Here is a 17,816-nt window from a genome sequence, read left to right as displayed (position 1 = left end):
TCATGGCCCGCGGGGTCGCAGTCAGATGCGGTACGCGCCGACGGGTCACGGACGTGAGTGCCTGCCTCTGATAGACCGAATCGGCTGTCGAACGCACAGCAGAAGCCCCGCCCGGCATTGCTTGGGCAGATTCTAGAGATCGTCGCAACACATGATCGGTTGTGTCAGACGGCGAGCAGTTTATGCAGACGCTCGGCTGGGGTTTCCCAGTCGAGCGTTTTGCGTGGGCGTCCGTTGAGTTGGGCGGCGACGGCGTCGAGGTGCTCACGGGTATGGACGGACAGGTCGGTGCCCTTGGGGAAGTACTGCCGGAGCAGGCCGTTGGTGTTTTCGTTCGAGCCGCGCTGCCAGGGGCTGCCGGGGTTGCAGAAGTAGACCCGGATGTCCGTGGCGAGAGTGAAGCTGCGGTGGGCGGCCATCTCGGAGCCCTGGTCCCAGGTCAGAGACCGTTTGAGGTGCTGCGGGAGTCTCTGTGCGGTCTCCGTCAAGGCGTCTCGGACGCTGGCTGCGGTGTGGTCGGTGGGCAGGTGCAGGAGCATCACATAGCGGGTGCTGCGTTCGACGAGGGTGCCGATCGCCGAGCCGCTGTTCTTGCCGATGATCAGGTCGCCTTCCCAGTGGCCGGGCACGGCCCGGTCGTCCGCTTCGGCGGGACGTTCGCTGATCATGACCATGGGATCGGTGAAGCGAGGCTGTCGGCAGTTGGCCTGGCAGTGGGGCTTGCGGCGGGCTCGTCCACTGCGTAGGGCGCCGGCCAGCTCGCGCCGCAGTGCTCCGCGTCCCTGAACGTAGAGCGCCTGGTAGATCGTCTCGTGGACACGTGCATCTCCGGCCGGTGGGGGAACTGCCTGCGCAGAGCGTGACAGATCTGCTCTGGGCTCCACTGCACGTCCAGGCCCGCCTGGACGGCGTCCCGCAGCTCGGTGTTCTGGCTGATCTTCCGCGGTTTCGGGCGGGGACGACGGGCGTCGGCACGGGCCTGGGCGGCGAACGGCCGGTAGTGCCACTGGACGCGAGTACCGACAGTGCGGTTGCGGCGGATCTCCCGGCTGACCGTCGAGGGACTACGGCCGAGCTCGGCAGCGATCGCGCGGATCGATGCCTTCTCCCCGAGCCGGTCAGCGATGTGGATCCGCTCCAGCTCCGATAGATACCGCGACGGCGCAGCCGCGGCGGTTGTCAGCCCTTGACCGGTGCCGGGTACCCGCTCCTGGGGAACGGGTACCCGACCGGTGTAGGACTGTGGCCGGTCGGCCTGAGCAGCTGCCCACTGGGCATCCGCCGGCTTCCTGAGCCGCTGCGGATCCCACCGGCCATTGCGCCACTCACGGCCGGTCCGCTCGTTCACGCCGACGATCCGGCATGCGTCCTTGTTGCTGTAGCCCGCTTTCACGAGCCGGAAGTATTCCGCCCGCTCAGCGCGGAGCTTCCTGGGCCCCTGAGCCACCGTCCGGACCTTACGGACCTCGAACTCCATCGCACCCCTTGAGCTGGGGTGTTGCGACGACCGCTAGAACCCAAGATCTGCCCACACCGGGGCGGGGCTTCGGGGTGTTCCCGTGCCACGCGCGGCAGCGGCAGCTTCGCGCCGTCGAGGGTGCGGGGGCTGGGGCCCCTGCGGGTGCGGGAGTCCGTCCCCGGCTGATGAGTGGGTGTAACTGATGCCGCGCGTGGCACGGGTGCCTTCGCCGGGGCGTCGATGGGCCGGCGCTTCCTCCCTCACGCACACCGGGGCGGGGCTTCGGGGTGTTGCCGTGCCACGCGCGGCAGCGGCAGCTTCGCGTCGTCGAGGGCGCGGGGGCTGGGGCCCCTGCGGGTGCGGGAGTCCGTCCCCGGCTGATGGGTAGGTGGAACTGATGCCGCGCGTGGCGCGGGTGTTCTCGCCGGGCCCGGGGAAGCCTGCGCCCGGCCCCTCACGCACCCCGGGGCGGGAGCTTCGGGCGGCGGAGGTTCGGGGCGTCGCTGTAGTCCGGGGGCATAGCCGGGGAGTGCGTTCTCAGGAGGTCCAGGGCCAGGTGGATCGCGTCGTCCATCTCGGTGTGGCGGCCCTCCGCCCAGTCCAGGGGAGTGCGCAGCGCGTCCAGGTCCGGTTCCACGCCGTGGTTCTCGATCGACCAGCCGTACGCGTCGAACCACGCCGCGTTCATCGGGACCGTGATCACCGTGCCGTCTCCCAGGCGGTGGCGGCCCGTCATCCCCACCACCCCGCCCCACGTCCGGCAGCCCACCACCGGGCCCAGGCCCAGGAGTTTGAATGCCGCCGTGATCATGTCGCCGTCCGAGGACGTCGCCTCGTCGGCCAGCGCGACCACCGGGCCGCGTGGCGCGTTGGAGGCGTACGAGACGGGCTGGGCGTTGCGCGTCAGGTCCCAGCCCAGGATCTTGCGGGTGAGCTTCTCCACCACCAGCTCGCTGATGTGGCCTCCCGCATTGCCCCGTACGTCCACGATCAGCGCCGGCCGGGACACTTCGAGGCGCAGATCGCGGTTGAACTGGGCCCAGCCCGAACCGCCCATGTCCGGGATGTGCAGGTAGCCGCATTTGCCGCCGCTCAACTCCCGTACGACCTCCCGGCGTTTGGCCACCCAGTCCTGGTACCGCAGCGGCCGCTCGTCGATCAGGGGGATCACCGCGACCCGGCGGGCGGGCCCTTCGCCCTCCGTCGGATGGAAGGTGAGCTCGACCGTCGTGCCGCCCGCCGCAGCGAGCATCGGGTAGGGACCGGTCACCGGGTCCACCGGACGGCCGTCCACATGCGTGAGCACCGCGCCCTCGCGGATGCCCGTACCGGCCAGCGGCGAGCGCGCCTTGGAGTCGGACGATTCGCCGGGCAGGATCCGGGAGACCATCCAACTCCCGTCGCGGCAGACCAGATTCGCGCCCAGCAGGCCCATCGGCCGCTGGTAGTGCGGCGGCCCTTCGTTGCGCCGGGCCGGGCTGACGTACGCGTGGGACGTGCCCAGTTCGCCCAGCACCTCGCGCAGCAGATCCGCGAACTCGTCAGGCGACGCGACCCGTTCGACCAGCGGACGGTACTGCGCGAGCACCGCGTCCCAGTCGATGCCGCACATCCCCGGCTCCCAGAAGTACGCGCGGATGATGCGGCCCGCCTCCCCGTACGCCTGACGCCATTCGGACGCCGGGTCGACGTCGTGCAGGATCCGGCGCAGGTCCAGATAGACCGTCGAGTCGCTGTCGCCCGACTCCGTGGCCGGGACGGCGCGCAGCTCCCCGTCGTCCACGACCACCAGCCGGGTGCCGTCGCGGCTCACCGAGAACCAGTCCAGATGGCCCATCAGTTCGGTCTTGCGCGCCTTGGTGATGTCGAAGTGTTCCAGCGTGGGGCGGCCGGAGGTGTCCGCAGGGTTGGCGAAGGTCTCGCCGAGCGCACCGGAGATCGGCCAGCGCAGCCAGACCAGACCGCCGCCGCTGACCGGATGGAGTGCCGAGTACTTGGAGGCGGACACGGGGAACGGCGTCACCCTGCTCTCCAGGCCCTCGATCTCGACCGTCACCGCCGTACCCTCCTCGGAGTCGTCCAGCGGGTCGAGTCCGCCCGCCGCCGGCCGTCCGTCCGGCGACAGTGCGAACGGGGAGGGCGTCGCGGAGGACAGCGGCAGCAGATAGGGGCGGCAGCCCAGCGGGAAGGACAGGTCCCCGGTGTGCACGTCGTACACGGGGTCGAAGCCCCGCCAGGAAAGGAAGGCGAGATAGCGGCCGTCCCGGGTGAAGACCGGATTCTCGTCCTCGAAGCGGCCGTTGGTGACATCCACGATCGTACGGTCGGCGATCCGGGCCATCTTGATCTGGCGCAGCGAGCGGCCGATGCCGGGCTGCGACCAGGTGAGCCACCCGCCGTCCGGTGAGAAGGCCAGGTCGCGGACGGGGCCGTTGATGGAGCGGATCAGCTCCGTGACGTCCCCGTCGGACTCCTCGGTCGCGTCGATGAGCAGCAGCCGCCCGTCGTGCGAGGCGATGGCGATCCGTTCCCCGTCCGGGTCGGAGACCAGCTCCTGGACGTGGCCCAGCTCTCCGGAGGCCAGCCGCCGCGGCTCCCGTTCGCCGCTTGCGCGCGGCAGATAGGCGATCTCCACGGCGTCTTCGCCGTCCGCGTCCGTGACATAGGCGACCTGGCCGCCGCTGCCGAGCATCTCGGGCTGCCGGACCCGTACGCCCGGGGTGTCCGCGATCGTGCGGGCCGGGCCGTCGCGGTGCGTCAGCCAGTACAGGCTGCCGCGTACGTTGACGGCGCTGGCCCGCCCCGTCGTGTCGACCGAGATCGCGTCGACGTGATTGGCGGCGGGCACCTGGTAGGTGCGGCGTCCGGCGCGCGGGCCCCCGAGCCGTACCTCCAGCTTGCGCGGCGCCGCGTCCGGGACGGTCAGGTCGTCGACGATCCACAACTCGCCGGCGCACTGGTACACGACCCTGCGACCGTCGCTCGAGGCGTGCCGGGCATAGAAGTCGTCATGGTCGGTGTGGCGCAGGAGGCCGGTCCCGTCGGGCAGGCAGGAGTAGAGATTGCCGATGCCTTCGTGGTCCGAGAGGAACGCGATCCGCCCCGAGACGAACATCGGGCAGTCCAGATGGCCGTTCAGGTCGGGGAGCAGTCGCTTGCCGTGCAGCCACAGCCGGCCCGTCGCCCCGCCCCGGTAGCGCTTCCACGCGGCCGGTTCGTGCGGGGGCTTGCCGGTGAGCAGCAGGGTGCGGCGTTCTGTCCCGGAGTCGGCGGGCCGGGAGGAGTCGCCGGACTGGGAGTCGTCTCCTGGCGGGGAGTCGTCTGCGGGCCGGGAGGAGCTGCCGTTGAGGTCCGTGACGGCGATGTCGGCGACCGGCCCCCAGGGCAGCTTTCCGCCGGGGTGGCCGTCGGTCGGGACGGTGTAGGCCCAGGAGAAGTACGAGAAGGGCTGGCCGTGCGAGGAGACGGCGAGGATATGGCCGTCCGGAGTCCAGCCGCAGACCCGGGTGTCGGTCGAGCCCCAGTAGCTCAGCCGGCGGGCCGGCCCGCCGTCGACCGGTGCGAGATGGATCTCCGGGTCGAGGCTGCGCCAGGTCGTGTAGGCGATCTGGCGGCCGTCGGGGGAGAAGCGTGGATGGCCGATCCTGGTCCGGTCGACGGTGATACGCCAGGCGCGCCCCGGGCGGTGCCCCTCCGGCACCAGAGGGGCGACCCAGAGATCGTCCTCGGCGGCGAAGCACAGCAAGTCTTCGTGCAGATGCGGAAAACGGAGATACGCGACGTCGGTACTCACCCCCCAATGCTTTCCGCGGTAAGGGGGTGCGGCAACTCGTGGAGCCGGGTGAACCTTCTTCGCCGCCGTGCGGGCCGCGTGACCCACACCACAAGCGAAACGATTTCGTTTCGCTCGCGGTCCGGGCTATGGTCGTCCTGTACGAAACCGTTTCGTTCGGCTGGTGATGGGAGGTCGACCATGACGCGCACCCGGCTCACACCCGAGCGCGAGGCAGAGCTGTACGAAGCCGTGCTCGACCTGCTTCGCGAGGTCGGCTACGACGCCGTGACCATGGACGCCGTCGCCGCCCGCACCCGATCGAGCAAGGCCACGCTCTACCGCCAGTGGCGGAGCAAACCGGAGCTGGTCGCCAAGGCGCTGAGGCACAACAAGCCGGTGAGTGTCGCCGACATCGACACCGGCACCCTGCGTGGTGACTTCCACACAATGCTGGACCGCACCGACGACTGTCAGATGGAGAAGGACTCCGCGCTGATGCGGGGTCTGGCCCAGGCCATCCACGGAAACCCCGATCTCCACGAAGCCCTGCGGGAGCTGCTGATAGAGCCCGAGATCACCGGACTCGACGTGCTGTTGCGGCGGGCCGTGGACCGGGACGAGGTCGGCGCGGACAACCCCGCGCTGAAATACGTCCCGCACATGCTGGTCGGCGCCTTCGTCGCCCGGCAGCTGATCGAGGACCGGACCCCCGACCGGACCTTCCTCACCGACTACCTGGACGCAGTGGTGCTCCCCGCCCTCGGCGTCTGAACTCCTCCCAGCTCCCCACAGCTCCCCGCAGGTCCCCGTACCGCCAGTTCCGCCAGTTCCACCTGACGTGCGCCGCTCTCGTCGTCGGGCCGGCTCCCCATGCCCTGTTCACCTCACACACGGGAGTACGCCCTCGTGGCCACGTTCCTCTACAAACTCGGACGGTCCGCCTTCCGGCGCCGCCGTCTCGTCGCCCTGCTGTGGGTGGCGCTGCTGGCGCTCGCCGGCTTCGGTGCGGCCTCCGCGTCCACCGCTACCTCTTCCTCGTTCTCCATGCCGGGCACGGAGGCCCAGAAGGCCTTCGACCTGCTGGAACAGCGCTTCCCCGGGGGCAGCGCCGACGGCGCAACCGCCCGCGTGGTCTTCAAGGCCCCCGCCGGCCAGAAGATGACCGAACCCGGTCACAAGGCCGAGGTGAACAAGGCGGTCGGCGAGCTGAAGTCCGGCTCCGACCAGATCGCCTCCGTCACCGACCCGTACCTCACCAAGGCCGTCTCCAAGGACGGCGGGACCGCGTACGTGTCCGTCACGTACAAGGTCAACTCGATGGAGCTGACCGAGGAGACGCGCGAGGAGCTCAAGGAGGCCGGCGCCGAGGCCCGTGACGCCGGGCTGACGGTGGAGATCGGCGGCGACGCGCTGCAGGCCGCCCCCGAGAGCGGCCCCGGCGAGATCATCGGTGTCGCGGTCGCCGCGGTCGTCCTGGTCATCACCTTCGGCTCGCTGGTCGCCGCCGGGCTGCCGCTGCTCACCGCCATCATCGGCGTGGGCATAGGCATCTCCACGATCACCGCGCTCGCGAACGTCCTCGACCTCGGCTCCACCACCTCCACGCTGGCGACGATGATCGGCCTCGCGGTCGGCATCGACTACGCGCTCTTCATCGTCTCCCGCTACCGCGCCGAACTGGCCGAGGGCCGCGAGCACGAGGAAGCGGCCGGACGGGCCGTGGGCACCGCGGGCTCCGCGGTCGTCTTCGCGGGCCTGACGGTCGTCATCGCCCTCGTCGGCCTTGCCGTCGTCAATATCCCGATGCTCAGCAAGATGGGCTTCGCCGCGGCCGGCACGGTCGTGATCGCGGTCCTCATCGCGCTCACCCTCATACCCGCGCTGCTCGGCTTCGCCGGCAAGCGGGTGCTCGGCCGCAAGGCCCGCAAGGGCAAGCCGGTCGAAGAGAAGCCGAACATGGGCACCCGCTGGGCGCGCTTCGTGCTGCGGCGTCCGGTCACCGTGCTGCTCGCCGGTGTGGTGGGCCTGGGCGCCATCGCCCTGCCTGCCGCTTCGCTGGAGATGGGGCTGCCCGACGACGGATCGCAGCCCACGAGCACCACCCAGCGCAAGGCGTACGACCTGCTCTCCGACGGTTTCGGCCCCGGCTTCAACGGTCCGCTGATGGTGGTCGTCGACGGCGACAAGGGCACCGCCGACCGTACCGTCAAGGACATCCAGGGCCTGGACGGAGTCGCGGCCGTCACCCCGCCGACCCTCAACAAGGCCGGCGACACCGCGATGATCACGGTCGTGCCGAAGGACCGCCCCTCGTCCCTCGAGACGGAGGACCTGGTTCACTCCATCCGCGACGGCAGCGGCGACGACGTACTGGTCACCGGCGCCACGGCGATGAACATCGACTTCTCGCAGAAGATGAACGACGCGCTGCTGCCCTATCTCGCGCTCGTCGTCGGTCTCGCCTTCCTGCTGCTGATGCTGGTCTTCCGCTCGGTGCTGGTGCCGTTGAAGGCGGCCCTCGGCTTCCTGCTCTCCGTGGTCGCGGCGCTGGGCGCGGTCGTCGCCGTCTTCCAGTGGGGCTGGCTCGGTTCGCTCTTCGGTGTGGAACAGACCGGCCCGATCATGTCGATGATGCCGATCTTCATGGTGGGTGTCGTCTTCGGCCTCGCCATGGACTACGAGGTCTTCCTCGTGACGCGGATGCGGGAGGCGTACGTCCACGGGGAGCGGCCCGGCGAGGCGATCGTCACCGGATTCCGGCACGGCGCCCGGGTGGTCACCGCCGCCGCCGTGATCATGATCGCGGTGTTCTCCGGCTTCATCGGCTCCAGTGAGCAGATGGTCAAGATGATCGGCTTCGGCCTCGCGATCGCGGTCTTCTTCGACGCCTTCGTCGTCCGGATGGCGATCGTGCCGGCGGTGCTCGCGCTGCTGGGCGAGAAGGCCTGGTGGCTGCCGCGCTGGCTGGACCGGGCACTGCCCAACGTGGATGTGGAGGGCGAGAAGCTGCACAAGGAGCTCGCCACGGACGGGGACCCGGACGAGAAGCGGGAGTTGGTACGCGTCTGACTCCGGCAGCCTGCGTCAGGCACAGGACCCCGGGGGCGCCGCTTGAGCGGAGCGCGCGTCCCCGGTAGCGCGGCGGCACCGTGGGGACGGGGGCCGGCGCGGTGCGCGGTGGTCGTATCCGTCAGCCAGTGGGGGCGGGTGCGGCCGCTTCGTATGTGTGGTTCAGAAAGCGGATCAGCACCTTGGTGTCGAACTGGAGCACCGCGACACCGTCGGGGGTGTGGAACTCGACCACTGCCTGGACCCGTCCGCACGGCCAGACCTCGACATCGCCGCGCCGTGCCGGCGCGCGCAGTCCCGTCTCCAGCAGTTCGCGGGGGAAGGTCCATTCGCGTCCGCTGGGGAAGGCGAAGCGCACCGCCAGCGGATCGCCGGCGGGGTCGTAGCAGAGGGAGACGCGGACGGGGCGGTACTGCGGAGCATCGGTGACAATCCTGGCCAATGCGGGGTCTTCGACGGTGATCGGCATATCCAGCTCCTTGCACTCGTCCGATTCATCCTCTAATGTCGCATATTTTGGACGGAAGGCTCGAACTCTTTTGTGACTTGTTCGCTCTTGCGAGTTGTTTGCAACAGGCCGCATCATCGAGAGGTTCACCGACTGTCCGAAGCGGAGCCCGCCATGCACGTACCCGACGGATTCATCAATGCACCCGTCTCAGTGGCCGCAGGCGCCGCCGCCGCAGGGGCCGTTGCCGTCAGCCTGCGCGGCGCCCGCCGTGAACTGGGCGGTTCACCCGTGGCACTGGCCGGCGCGGACCGCACCGCACCGCTGGCCGGGCTCGTCGCCGCCTTCATCTTCGCCGTACAGATGCTGAACTTCCCCGTCGCGGCCGGCACCAGCGGACATCTGCTGGGCGGCGCGCTCGCCGCGATCCTCGTCGGTCCGTTCACCGGCGTGCTCTGCATATCCGTCGTGCTGCTGATGCAGGGCCTCCTCTTCGCGGACGGCGGACTCACCGCGCTCGGCGTGAACATCACCGTCATGGGCGTGATCACGGTCCTCGTCGCGTACGGACTCTTCCGCGGCCTGGTCAAGGTCCTGCCGCGCACCCGCCGCTCGATCACCGCCGCGTCCTTCGTCGCCGCGCTGGTCTCCGTGCCGGCCGCGGCCGCGGCCTTCACCCTGCTCTACGCCGTCGGCGGCCTCACCGAGGTCCCGGTCGGCACCGTGCTCTCCGCGATGGTCGGCGTCCACGTCCTGATCGGCATCGGCGAAGCCGCGATCACCATGCTGACGGTCGGTGCCGTCATCGCCGTACGGCCGGATCTGGTCTACGGGGCCCGCGGGCTCTCCGCCCCGCTCAAGCTGCGCGTCGGCGGGGAGCTGGTCGACGCCGCGCCCTCGCCCGCACCCGTCTCCGCGCCGGTCGCCGCAGGCTCACCCCGCAAGCTCTGGCTGGCCGGCCTGGCCACCGCCCTCGTCCTCGCCGGCTTCGGCTCCTTCTACGCCTCCGCCAGCCCCGACGGCCTGGAGAAGGTCGCCGCCGACAAGGGCATCGACAAGACGGTCGAGGAGCACGCCGCCGCCGACTCCCCGCTCGCCGACTACGGCATCAAGGACATCTCCAACGCCCGGATCTCCGGCGGCCTCGCCGGCGTGATCGGCGTCGGCGCCACGGTCGTCGTGGGCACCGGCATCTTCTGGGTGGTGCGCAGCCGCCGTACCACCACCGACGCCGGCCCCGCCCGCGTACCGGACTCCGTCTGACATGGGCGCGGGACACAGCCACAAGCTCTACCGGCACGGCCACTCGCCGGTCCACGAACTGCCCGCACACTGCAAGCTCGCTGCCGTCTTCTGCTTCGTCCTGGTGGTCGTCTCCACCCCCCGCGAGGCGGTCTGGGCCTTCGGTCTGTACGCAGTGCTGCTCGCGGTCGTCGCGGGCGTGTCCCGTGTCCCCGCCGGTTTTCTGCTGCGCCGGCTCCTCATCGAGATCCCGTTCGTGGCCTTCGCGTTCCTGATGCCCTTCGTGGTGCCCGGTGAGCAGATCTCCGTACTGGGCATCTCGCTCAGCGTCCCCGGACTGTGGGGCGCGTGGAACATCCTGGCCAAGGGGACGCTGGGTGTCGCCGCCTCCGTCCTCCTCGCCTCGACGACCGATCTGCGCTCCCTGCTGCTCGGTCTGCAACGCCTCAAACTGCCGCCGATGCTGGTCCAGATCGCGTCCTTCATGATCCGTTACGGCGATGTCATCAGCGACGAGATGCGCCGGATGTCGATCGCACGCAGGTCGCGCGGGTTCGAGGCGAGCGGTGTGCGCCACTGGGGCGTCCTCGCCAAATCCGCGGGCGCGCTCTTCATCCGCTCCTACGAGCGCGGTGAGCGGGTACATCTGGCCATGGTGAGCCGGGGGTACACGGGGACCATGCCGGTCATCGACGAGGTGACCGCGAGCCGTACGCAGTGGTCGCAGGCCGCCGCACTCCCGCTGACCGCTCTCGCGGTCTGTCTGCTTGGCTGGACCCTATGACCACCGCTCCTTCTCTCGAGGTCAAGGGCCTGGCCTACGCCTACCCCGACGGCCACCAGGCTCTCTTCGGCGTCGATCTGACGGTCGGGCGCGGCGATCGGGTCGCCCTGCTCGGCCCCAACGGCGCCGGCAAGACCACGCTCGTTCTGCACCTCAACGGCATCCTGGCCGCCGGCGCGGGCTCCGTGTCGGTCGCGGGACTGCCGGTCGCCCGGCAGAACCTCGCCGAGATCCGCCGCCAGGTCGGCATCGTCTTCCAGGACCCGGACGACCAGCTGTTCATGCCGACGGTCCGGGAGGACGTGGCCTTCGGCCCGGCGGCGTCGGGCCTGCGCGGCGCGGAGCTCGAGGCACGCGTCCGCAAGGCGCTGGAACGGGTCGGCATGGCGGAGTTCGCGGACCGGCCGCCGCACCATCTCTCCTTCGGCCAGCGCCGCCGCGTCGCGGTCGCCACCGTGCTCGCGATGGAGCCGGAGATCCTGGTACTCGACGAGCCCTCGTCCAACCTCGACCCGGCCTCACGGCGTGAACTGGCCGACATCCTGAGGTCGTTGGACGTCACCGTACTGATGGTCACGCACGACCTCCCCTACGCACTGGAGCTGTGCCCGCGTGCGGTGATCCTCAGCGACGGCGTGATCGCGGCGGACGGGCGTACGCGGGATCTGCTGAGCGACGAGGAGCTGATGCGGGCGCACCGCCTGGAACTTCCCTTCGGGTTCAACCCGCGGGCCGCGGTCTGACCCGGGCCGAAAGAACCGGGCCCGTCCGGCGACCGAGGACAAGCATGTCCGGAGGCCGTGTCAACCCACCCCCCGGCGGCACCGCCCGCACACGCCGCACCGCACCATGGAGGCATGAGCGGGAGAGCAGGCACAGTGGACGTCCGGGGCACAGTGGCGGAAGGTTTCGAGGCGGTCGAGGACGCCTTCGTACGCAACTTCGAACAGCGCGGCGAGCGCGGCGCGGCCGTCGCCGTCTACCGGGACGGGCGCAAGGTCGTCGACCTGTGGGCCGGTACCCGCGACGTGGACGGTCACGAGCCCTGGGCCGTGGACACCGCGCAGACCGTCCGCTCCGCGACCAAGGGCATCGCCGCTGCCGTGGTGCTCCTGCTCCACCAGCGCGGCCAGATCGACCTGGACGCCCCCGTCGGCACGTACTGGCCGGAGTTCAAGGCGGCCGGCAAGGAACGGGTGCTCGTACGACAGCTGCTGTCGCACCGCGCCGGGCTGCCGGTCCTGGACCGCCCGCTCACCCCGGCCGAGGCACAGGACGGTGTGAGCGGCCCCGCCGCGCTCGCCGCGCAGCGCCCCGAGTGGCAGCCCGGTACCGACCACGGCTACCACGCGCAGACGTACAGCTGGCTGATCGGCGAACTCGTACGCCGCGTCACCGGCCGCACCATCGGCCGCTGGACCGCCGAGGAGATCGCCCGCCCGCTCGGCCTGGACTTCTGGATCGGGCTGCCCGAGGACGAAATCCGGCGGATCGGCAGGATCGGCCCGGTCGACGAGCCGGCCGCGGCGGACGGGGGCGGCCTCAAGCTGCGCCCCAAGCGCGCCGTCTCCGAGGCCTACCGCGACCCCGGCTCCCTCACCCGCCGGGCGTTCGGGGCGATCGATCCGCTGCCCGACGAGAACGACCCCGCCTACCGCGCCGCCGAACTCCCCGCGTCCAACGGCATCTCCACCGCCCGCGCGCTGGCCCGCTTCTACGCCTCGACGATCGGCGAGGTCGACGGCGGACCGCGTCTCTTCGCCCCGGCGACGCTCACCCTCGCCCGCACCGAGGAGTCCGCGGGCCCCGACCGCGTCCTGGTCGTGCCCACCCGTTTCGGCCTCGGCTACATGCTGCACGGCCCCGCCTCCCCGCTCCTCGGCCCCGGCTCCTTCGGTCACCCGGGCCGCGGTGGCTCGCTCGGCTTCGCCGACCCGGAGTCGGGTATCGCGCTCGGCTACGCAACCAACGGCATGCGCAAGGGAGTTACGGCCGATCCGCGTGCCCAGGCACTGATCAGGGCGGTACGGTCGGCTCTATGAGGCGATTCGAGGGGTACGGCGTACTGATCACGGGCGGGGCACGCGGCATCGGCGAGGCGACCGCCCGCCGGCTCGCCTCCGAAGGGGCCCGCGTCCTGGTCGCCGACGTGGACGAGGCACGCGCCGCGAAGACGGCCGGGTCGATCGAGGGAGCCGACTCCTTCGGCTGCGACGTGAGCGACCGTACGGCGGTCGAGGCGGCCGTCGCGTACGCCGTCGAACGCTTCGGCGCCCTGGACGTTCTGGTCAACAACGCACACTCGTGCAGCCCCGACACCCCGCTGCTCGAGGACCAGCCCGACGAGTCCTGGCACCGGGACCTGGACATCACGCTGACCGGCGCCTTCCGCTGTGCCCGCGCCGCACTGCCCCACCTGGCCGCCACCGGCCGCGGCGCGATCGTCAACATCGGCTCCGTCAACGGCGAGCAGGACTTCGGCAACCACGCCTACAGCGCGGCCAAGGCGGGCCTGGCGTCCCTGACCCGCACGCTGGCGGGCGACGCGGCCCCGCGCGGGGTCCGCGTCAACCAGATCAACCCCGGTACGGTCCGGACGCCCACGTGGTCGGGCCGCGAGGCACGCATCGCCCAGCTCGACGGGGTCTACCCGCTGGGCCGGGTCGGTGAGCCGGAGGACATCGCGGCGGCGGTGGCCTTCCTGGCCTCGCGCGACGCGGCGTGGATCACGGGCACGACGCTGCGGGTGGACGGCGGACTGCTCGCGGTGAACACGGCGGTCGGCCGGATTCTGTCGGAGGGGTGACGAGGCTCGCCCGGAAGTGTCCGGGGTGCTCCGGCAGTCCGCCTACGACAGCCGGGGCGCGGCCGGGGCCGCGGTACGACGCTGCCCCGCCGCCAGTACGAAGGTGACGCTGATCAGCAGCGCCCACGCCCCGAACTTCGCCACCGACACCGGCTGCCAGCCGCCGAGCTGGTCCGGATAGCTCCAGGCACCCACGTACGTCGCGATGTTCTCCGCGACCCAGAGGAAGAACCCGATGAGCACGAACGCCAGGGCGAGCGGCATGCGGTAGGCGTGCGCCCCCACCCGGTAGCCCACCCATGTCCCGGCGGTCGCGCACACCAGCAGCGCGGCCAGCGCCCAGCGGATGTCGGGCAGCCAGTGGTGGCTGAAGAAGTTCAGATAGACGGCGCCGGCGAGGGCGGCCATGATCCGCGGCCGGTAGCCGTCCAGGCGCAGTTCGAGGAGGTGCCAGGAGCGGCAGACATAGCTGCCCACGGCCGCGTACAGAAAGCCGCCGTACAGCGGCACGCCCCCGACCTTCGTCAGCGCCTCCTCGGGGTAGACCCAGGACCCCATCCGCACCTTGACCAGCTCGAAGATCAGCCCGATGAGATGGCAGCCGGCGATCACCGCGGTGTCGCGTGCGCTGTCCCACCCGAGCTTCCTGGCCAGTACCGCGAGCAGGATCCCGTACAGCAGCACCAGGTCGTAACGGGCGATCGGCAGTTCGGGCAGCAGGGCCGAGACGGCGATGCCGCCGACGAGCGCGACCGCGAAGGCGCAGCAGCGGGCCTGCAGCCAGCCGAAGCGGAGCAGCTGTTGTGTCCAGTGCACGATCGTTCCCATGCAGGGGAGGACGCCCGGAGCGGCTCCCGCGGTTCGATCAGGGATTCGGGTGGTTCAGGTTTAGCTCGCCCGGAGCATCAGGCCGATGCCCACCACCATCAGCCCGGCCGCCGCGATCCTCGGTGCCCCGAACCGTTCCTTGAAGAAGACCGCCCCTATCGCCGCGCCCACGATGATCGACGACTCGCGCAGTGCCGCGACCGGTGCCAGCGGCGCCCGGGTCTGCGCCCACAGCACCAGCCCGTACGCGCCCATCGACAGTGCGGCGCCGAGCAGCCCACGGGCCGCGTGCGGCCGCAGCAGGGCCGGCAGGTCGCCCCGGTGCACGTACAGCGTGTACGCGGGGATGAGCAGCCCCTCAAGGATCATCAGCCAGGCGATGTAGCCGATCGCGGTCCCCGACGCGCGTACGCCGACACCGTCCACGACCGTGTACGCGGCGATGGACACGCCGGTCGCCAGCGCGGCCAGCAGGGCGGGCCAGTGCGGCCGGGTGCCGGAGCCTCTGATGCCCCACAGGGCCACCCCGACCAGGCCCGTGGACGCGAGCACCACGCCCGCCAGTTGCCAGCCGTTGAGCGTCTCGCCGACGAAGAGCGCGGCGAGCACGGTCACCAGCAGTGGTGCGGTGCCGCGGGCGATCGGGTACATCTGGCCGAAGTCGCCGAGGCTGAACGACCGCATCAGCAGCAGCTGGTAGCCGACGTGCAGCAGCGCGGAGACGATCAGATACGGCCAGGCCCCGCCTGCCGGCAGCGGGCTGAAACAGGCGATGACACCCCCGATGGCCGCCGCTCCGCCGCCGATGAGGGTGAACGCGATCCGCTGGTCCTCGATGGTGTGCGCGAGGGCGTTCCAACTGGCGTGTGTCACCGCGGCGATCAGGACCGCCGTGGCGACCAGGAGCGTCACGCCGTACGCTCGCGGACGTCCACCAGCGTGCCGCCCGCGTGAGCGATCAGCGACGTGGGGTCGAGCGGGAAGACCGTGTGCGGGGTTCCGGCCGCCGCCCACACCACCTCGTGGTCGAGCAGACCGCGGTCCGCCAGGACGCGGGTCCTGGTGGCGTGCCCGAAGGGCGGTACACCGCCGATCGCGTAACCGGTGGTCTCGCGGACCAGGCCGGCGTCGGCGCGCTCGACCTTCTCGGCGCCGAGCTCCTCCCGTACCCGCTCGAGGTCCACCCGCGACGAGCCGTCCATCAGCACCAGCACCGGCGCCCTTCCCCCGGAGCCGCCGGCCCGGGGGGACCACCATGCCTCGAAGACCAGAGACTTGACGATCTCGCTGACGTCGCAGCCGATCGCGGCGGCCGCCTCGGCCGCGGTGCGGGTGGCGTCGGGGAAGCGGCGGACCGGGACCTGGAGTCCGAGCTCGCGCAGCGCCTCGGCGAAACGGGGATGGGCGTCGGTGTCCTGAGTGCTCATGGCCCGCACGCTAGCGGTAGCTGTACGGGCCATGCGAGTGGCTTTCCGGCGTCAGCGGGCGCGCAGCACCTGGGCGACCACCGGGCCCGCCGCGTCACTGCCGTGCCCGCCGGACTGCACGACCGCGGCCGCTGCCAGGTCGTCGGCGTATCCGGTGAACCAGCTGTTGGACTTGCCCTGCCCGTCGACCTCGGCCGATCCGGTCTTGGCGCCCTTCTCGCCACCGACCACGGACATGGCGCTCGCGCCGGTGCCGCTGGTCGCGGTGGTCCTCATCATCTCGCGCAGGGCCTGGGCGATGTTGCCGGGAAGCGGCCGCGCCACGGCCAGTTCACGGTCGTCGAGGGTCCTCGAGACGATCACCGGCTGCTTGAAGGCCCCGTTCTTCGCGGTGGCGGCGACGGACGCCATCGTGAGCGCGTTCATCGTGATCCTGCCCTGGCCGATGTACGACGCGGCGGTCTCCGATCCCGTCGACTGCGGCACACTGCCGTCGACGGTGGTGATGCCCGTCTGCCAGTCGAGCCCGATACCGAAGTACTTCCGGGCGGTGTCGCCCAGCGCGGTACCGGCGATCCCGCGTGCGGTGAGCGGCTTGATCGCCTTGATGAAGGCGGTGTTGCACGAGCGGCTGAAGCTGTCCCTGAGGGTGCCGCCCGGGATGTCGAAGTTCTTGAGGTTGTGGAAGGGCACGCCGTCCCACGTGACGGTCGCGGGGCACTCCACCGCCGAGCCGGGGCCGCTCACCAGCCCGTTGTCCATCATCATCGCCGTCGTCACGATCTTCATCGTCGAGCCGGGAGCCTGCGCCCCCTGCACCGCCGTGTTGAAGCCGCCCGCCGGGCTGTTGGCGATCGCGCGGATCTCTCCCGTGCTGGGCCTGACCGCGACGACCGACGCCTGTCCGTACTTCTTCACCGCCTGCTCGGCGGCAGCCTGTACGCCCGCGTCCAGCGTGGTCGGCAGCCTGCCCTCCTTGCCCTTGGTCAGGGCCAGCAGGGTCTGGTCGTGCGCGGCTTCGTCCGCGGACGTGATCGCCAGCTCGATGCCGGGTGTCCCGCCCGCGTCCTTGCCGTACTTCTTGCGCAGCACGTCCAGGACCGGCCCGAGCGACGGGTACTTCTCCTTCGTCAGCTCGACGCCATTGCGGTCGACCGCCTTGATCGGCGGGGCCGAGGCCTTCTCCGTGGTGAGGGCGGCGCCCTTGGTCAGCTTCGGGTGGACCACGGTCGGCGCCCAGTCGACGAGCGCCTTGCCGGTGGTCAGCCCGCGCACCACGGTCAGCTCGGAGGCGTACGACCAGGGCTTGCTCTGCCCTTCGTACGTCACCGTCGCGCTGACCGTGAACGGCACCTTCGCGCCGACCGCCCTGCCCGGCGTGATCACGGCCTTGGAGACATGGGCCCGGTCGCGGTAGCCGGCCAGCAGGGGCCCGGCGTCGACGGCGTTGTTGGTCAGCTGCGCGGCTTCGGGTGCGTTGCCCCCTGCCCACGCGGTCAGGAAGTCCTCGGCGGTCTTGTCGATCTCGTCCGCACTGGGCGGTCCGGTCTTCCTCGGCGCGGAGGCGGTCTTGGCGTCGGTGCCGTCGCCTCCGCCGTTCCCGCCGGTCATCCCGTTGTACAGGTTGTAGCCGCCGTAGCCCACGCCACTGGCGACCACGAGAAATATGCCGCCGACGACGGCAACCTTCGCTCCACTGCGCATAATGTGCAGTCCCCCTCCCCAGGAGCACTACTTGAACATGTTCAAGTAATTGCTCGGAGAACTTTACGGGACAGGCGTGACGGTGGTGACGGCCGTTACGCGAACGGAACATCGGACCTGCCGACGCCGACAACGACCGCGGCGGGCACGGAAGGGGTGGTCCGGCCTTTCGTGGCCCGCAACTGCGGTCGCCTCCGAGCGCGTAGCGGAACACCTTGGGGAGTTCTACGGAGAGTTGGCCCCGCACCGACGGGAGCCGGTGGCCGTAGCCTTC

General features: G+C 70.7%; 13 protein-coding genes and 1 pseudogene. 7 read left to right on the top strand and 7 right to left on the bottom strand.

The genetic code is table 11. The annotated features are described in order from the left end of the window. Window positions 1–164: 164 nt before the first annotated feature. Window positions 165–1,477 (bottom strand): annotated as a pseudogene (locus tag OG883_RS28310) (IS30 family transposase). 436 nt (window positions 1,478–1,913) lie between these two features. Continuing rightward, window positions 1,914–5,252: a S41 family peptidase gene (locus tag OG883_RS28305; RefSeq protein ID WP_266546426.1), complete on the bottom strand. Its 3,339-nt coding sequence runs from the start codon at window positions 5,250–5,252 to the stop codon at window positions 1,914–1,916. 180 nt (window positions 5,253–5,432) lie between these two features. On the opposite strand from OG883_RS28305, the gene OG883_RS28300 reads away from it, so the two are divergent. Together OG883_RS28300 and OG883_RS28295 are read left to right on the top strand one after the other, a co-directional pair. After that, window positions 5,433–6,005: a TetR/AcrR family transcriptional regulator gene (locus OG883_RS28300; RefSeq protein WP_266546423.1), complete on the top strand. Its 573-nt coding sequence runs from the start codon at window positions 5,433–5,435 to the stop codon at window positions 6,003–6,005. 135 nt (window positions 6,006–6,140) lie between these two features. After that, window positions 6,141–8,303, top strand: coding sequence for an MMPL family transporter (locus OG883_RS28295; protein ID WP_266546420.1), 2,163 nt, complete (start codon window positions 6,141–6,143; stop codon window positions 8,301–8,303). A 121-nt stretch (window positions 8,304–8,424) separates the two neighbouring features. Here the strand turns inward: OG883_RS28295 and OG883_RS28290 are convergent, their stop codons facing one another. After that, window positions 8,425–8,772 (bottom strand): SsgA family sporulation/cell division regulator, encoded by a 348-nt coding sequence (locus OG883_RS28290; RefSeq protein WP_266546417.1) that lies wholly within the window; start codon window positions 8,770–8,772, stop codon window positions 8,425–8,427. Window positions 8,773–8,925: 153 nt separating this feature from the next. Here OG883_RS28290 and OG883_RS28285 point away from each other — a divergent pair, with 153 nt between their 5' ends. From OG883_RS28285 to OG883_RS28265, 5 genes are all read left to right on the top strand, one after another. Further along, window positions 8,926–10,014: an energy-coupling factor ABC transporter permease gene (locus OG883_RS28285; RefSeq protein ID WP_266546414.1), complete on the top strand. Its 1,089-nt coding sequence runs from the start codon at window positions 8,926–8,928 to the stop codon at window positions 10,012–10,014. Window position 10,015: 1 nt separating this feature from the next. Further along, a complete protein-coding gene (gene cbiQ / locus OG883_RS28280) occupies window positions 10,016–10,777 on the top strand; it encodes a cobalt ECF transporter T component CbiQ (RefSeq protein ID WP_266546411.1) in 762 nt (253 codons plus the stop codon). Further along, complete coding sequence (locus OG883_RS28275; protein ID WP_266546408.1) at window positions 10,774–11,520, top strand: energy-coupling factor ABC transporter ATP-binding protein; 747 nt, start codon at window positions 10,774–10,776, stop codon at window positions 11,518–11,520. Before cbiQ ends, OG883_RS28275 begins: the two co-directional genes overlap by 4 nt. A gap of 114 nt (window positions 11,521–11,634) precedes the next feature. Next, window positions 11,635–12,819, top strand: a complete 1,185-nt coding sequence (locus OG883_RS28270; RefSeq protein WP_266546405.1) for a serine hydrolase domain-containing protein — start codon at window positions 11,635–11,637, stop codon at window positions 12,817–12,819. Next, window positions 12,816–13,583, top strand: a complete 768-nt coding sequence (locus OG883_RS28265; protein ID WP_266546402.1) for an SDR family NAD(P)-dependent oxidoreductase — start codon at window positions 12,816–12,818, stop codon at window positions 13,581–13,583. Before OG883_RS28270 ends, OG883_RS28265 begins: the two co-directional genes overlap by 4 nt. Before the next feature lie 42 nt (window positions 13,584–13,625). On the opposite strand, the gene OG883_RS28260 is transcribed toward OG883_RS28265, so the two are convergent. From OG883_RS28260 to OG883_RS28245, 4 genes are read right to left on the bottom strand one after another with little or no spacing between them, the layout of a single operon-like run. After that, window positions 13,626–14,411 (bottom strand): DUF817 domain-containing protein, encoded by a 786-nt coding sequence (locus OG883_RS28260; RefSeq protein ID WP_266546399.1) that lies wholly within the window; start codon window positions 14,409–14,411, stop codon window positions 13,626–13,628. Between the two features lie 60 nt (window positions 14,412–14,471). Continuing rightward, on the bottom strand, window positions 14,472–15,323 hold the full coding sequence (locus tag OG883_RS28255; RefSeq protein WP_266546396.1) for a DMT family transporter: 852 nt from the start codon (window positions 15,321–15,323) through the stop codon (window positions 14,472–14,474). Beyond that, complete coding sequence (locus OG883_RS28250; RefSeq protein ID WP_266546393.1) at window positions 15,320–15,838, bottom strand: YbaK/EbsC family protein; 519 nt, start codon at window positions 15,836–15,838, stop codon at window positions 15,320–15,322. Before OG883_RS28250 ends, OG883_RS28255 begins: the two co-directional genes overlap by 4 nt. 51 nt (window positions 15,839–15,889) lie before the next feature. Further along, on the bottom strand, window positions 15,890–17,542 hold the full coding sequence (locus OG883_RS28245; protein WP_266546390.1) for a penicillin-binding transpeptidase domain-containing protein: 1,653 nt from the start codon (window positions 17,540–17,542) through the stop codon (window positions 15,890–15,892). Window positions 17,543–17,816: the final 274 nt, after the last annotated feature.

The sequence above is a fragment of the Streptomyces sp. NBC_01142 genome (assembly GCF_026341125.1).
GTDB lineage: Bacteria > Actinomycetota > Actinomycetes > Streptomycetales > Streptomycetaceae > Streptomyces.
Note: the sequence above shows the minus strand (reverse complement) of the source record. Positions and strands in the feature narration are given on the sequence as shown.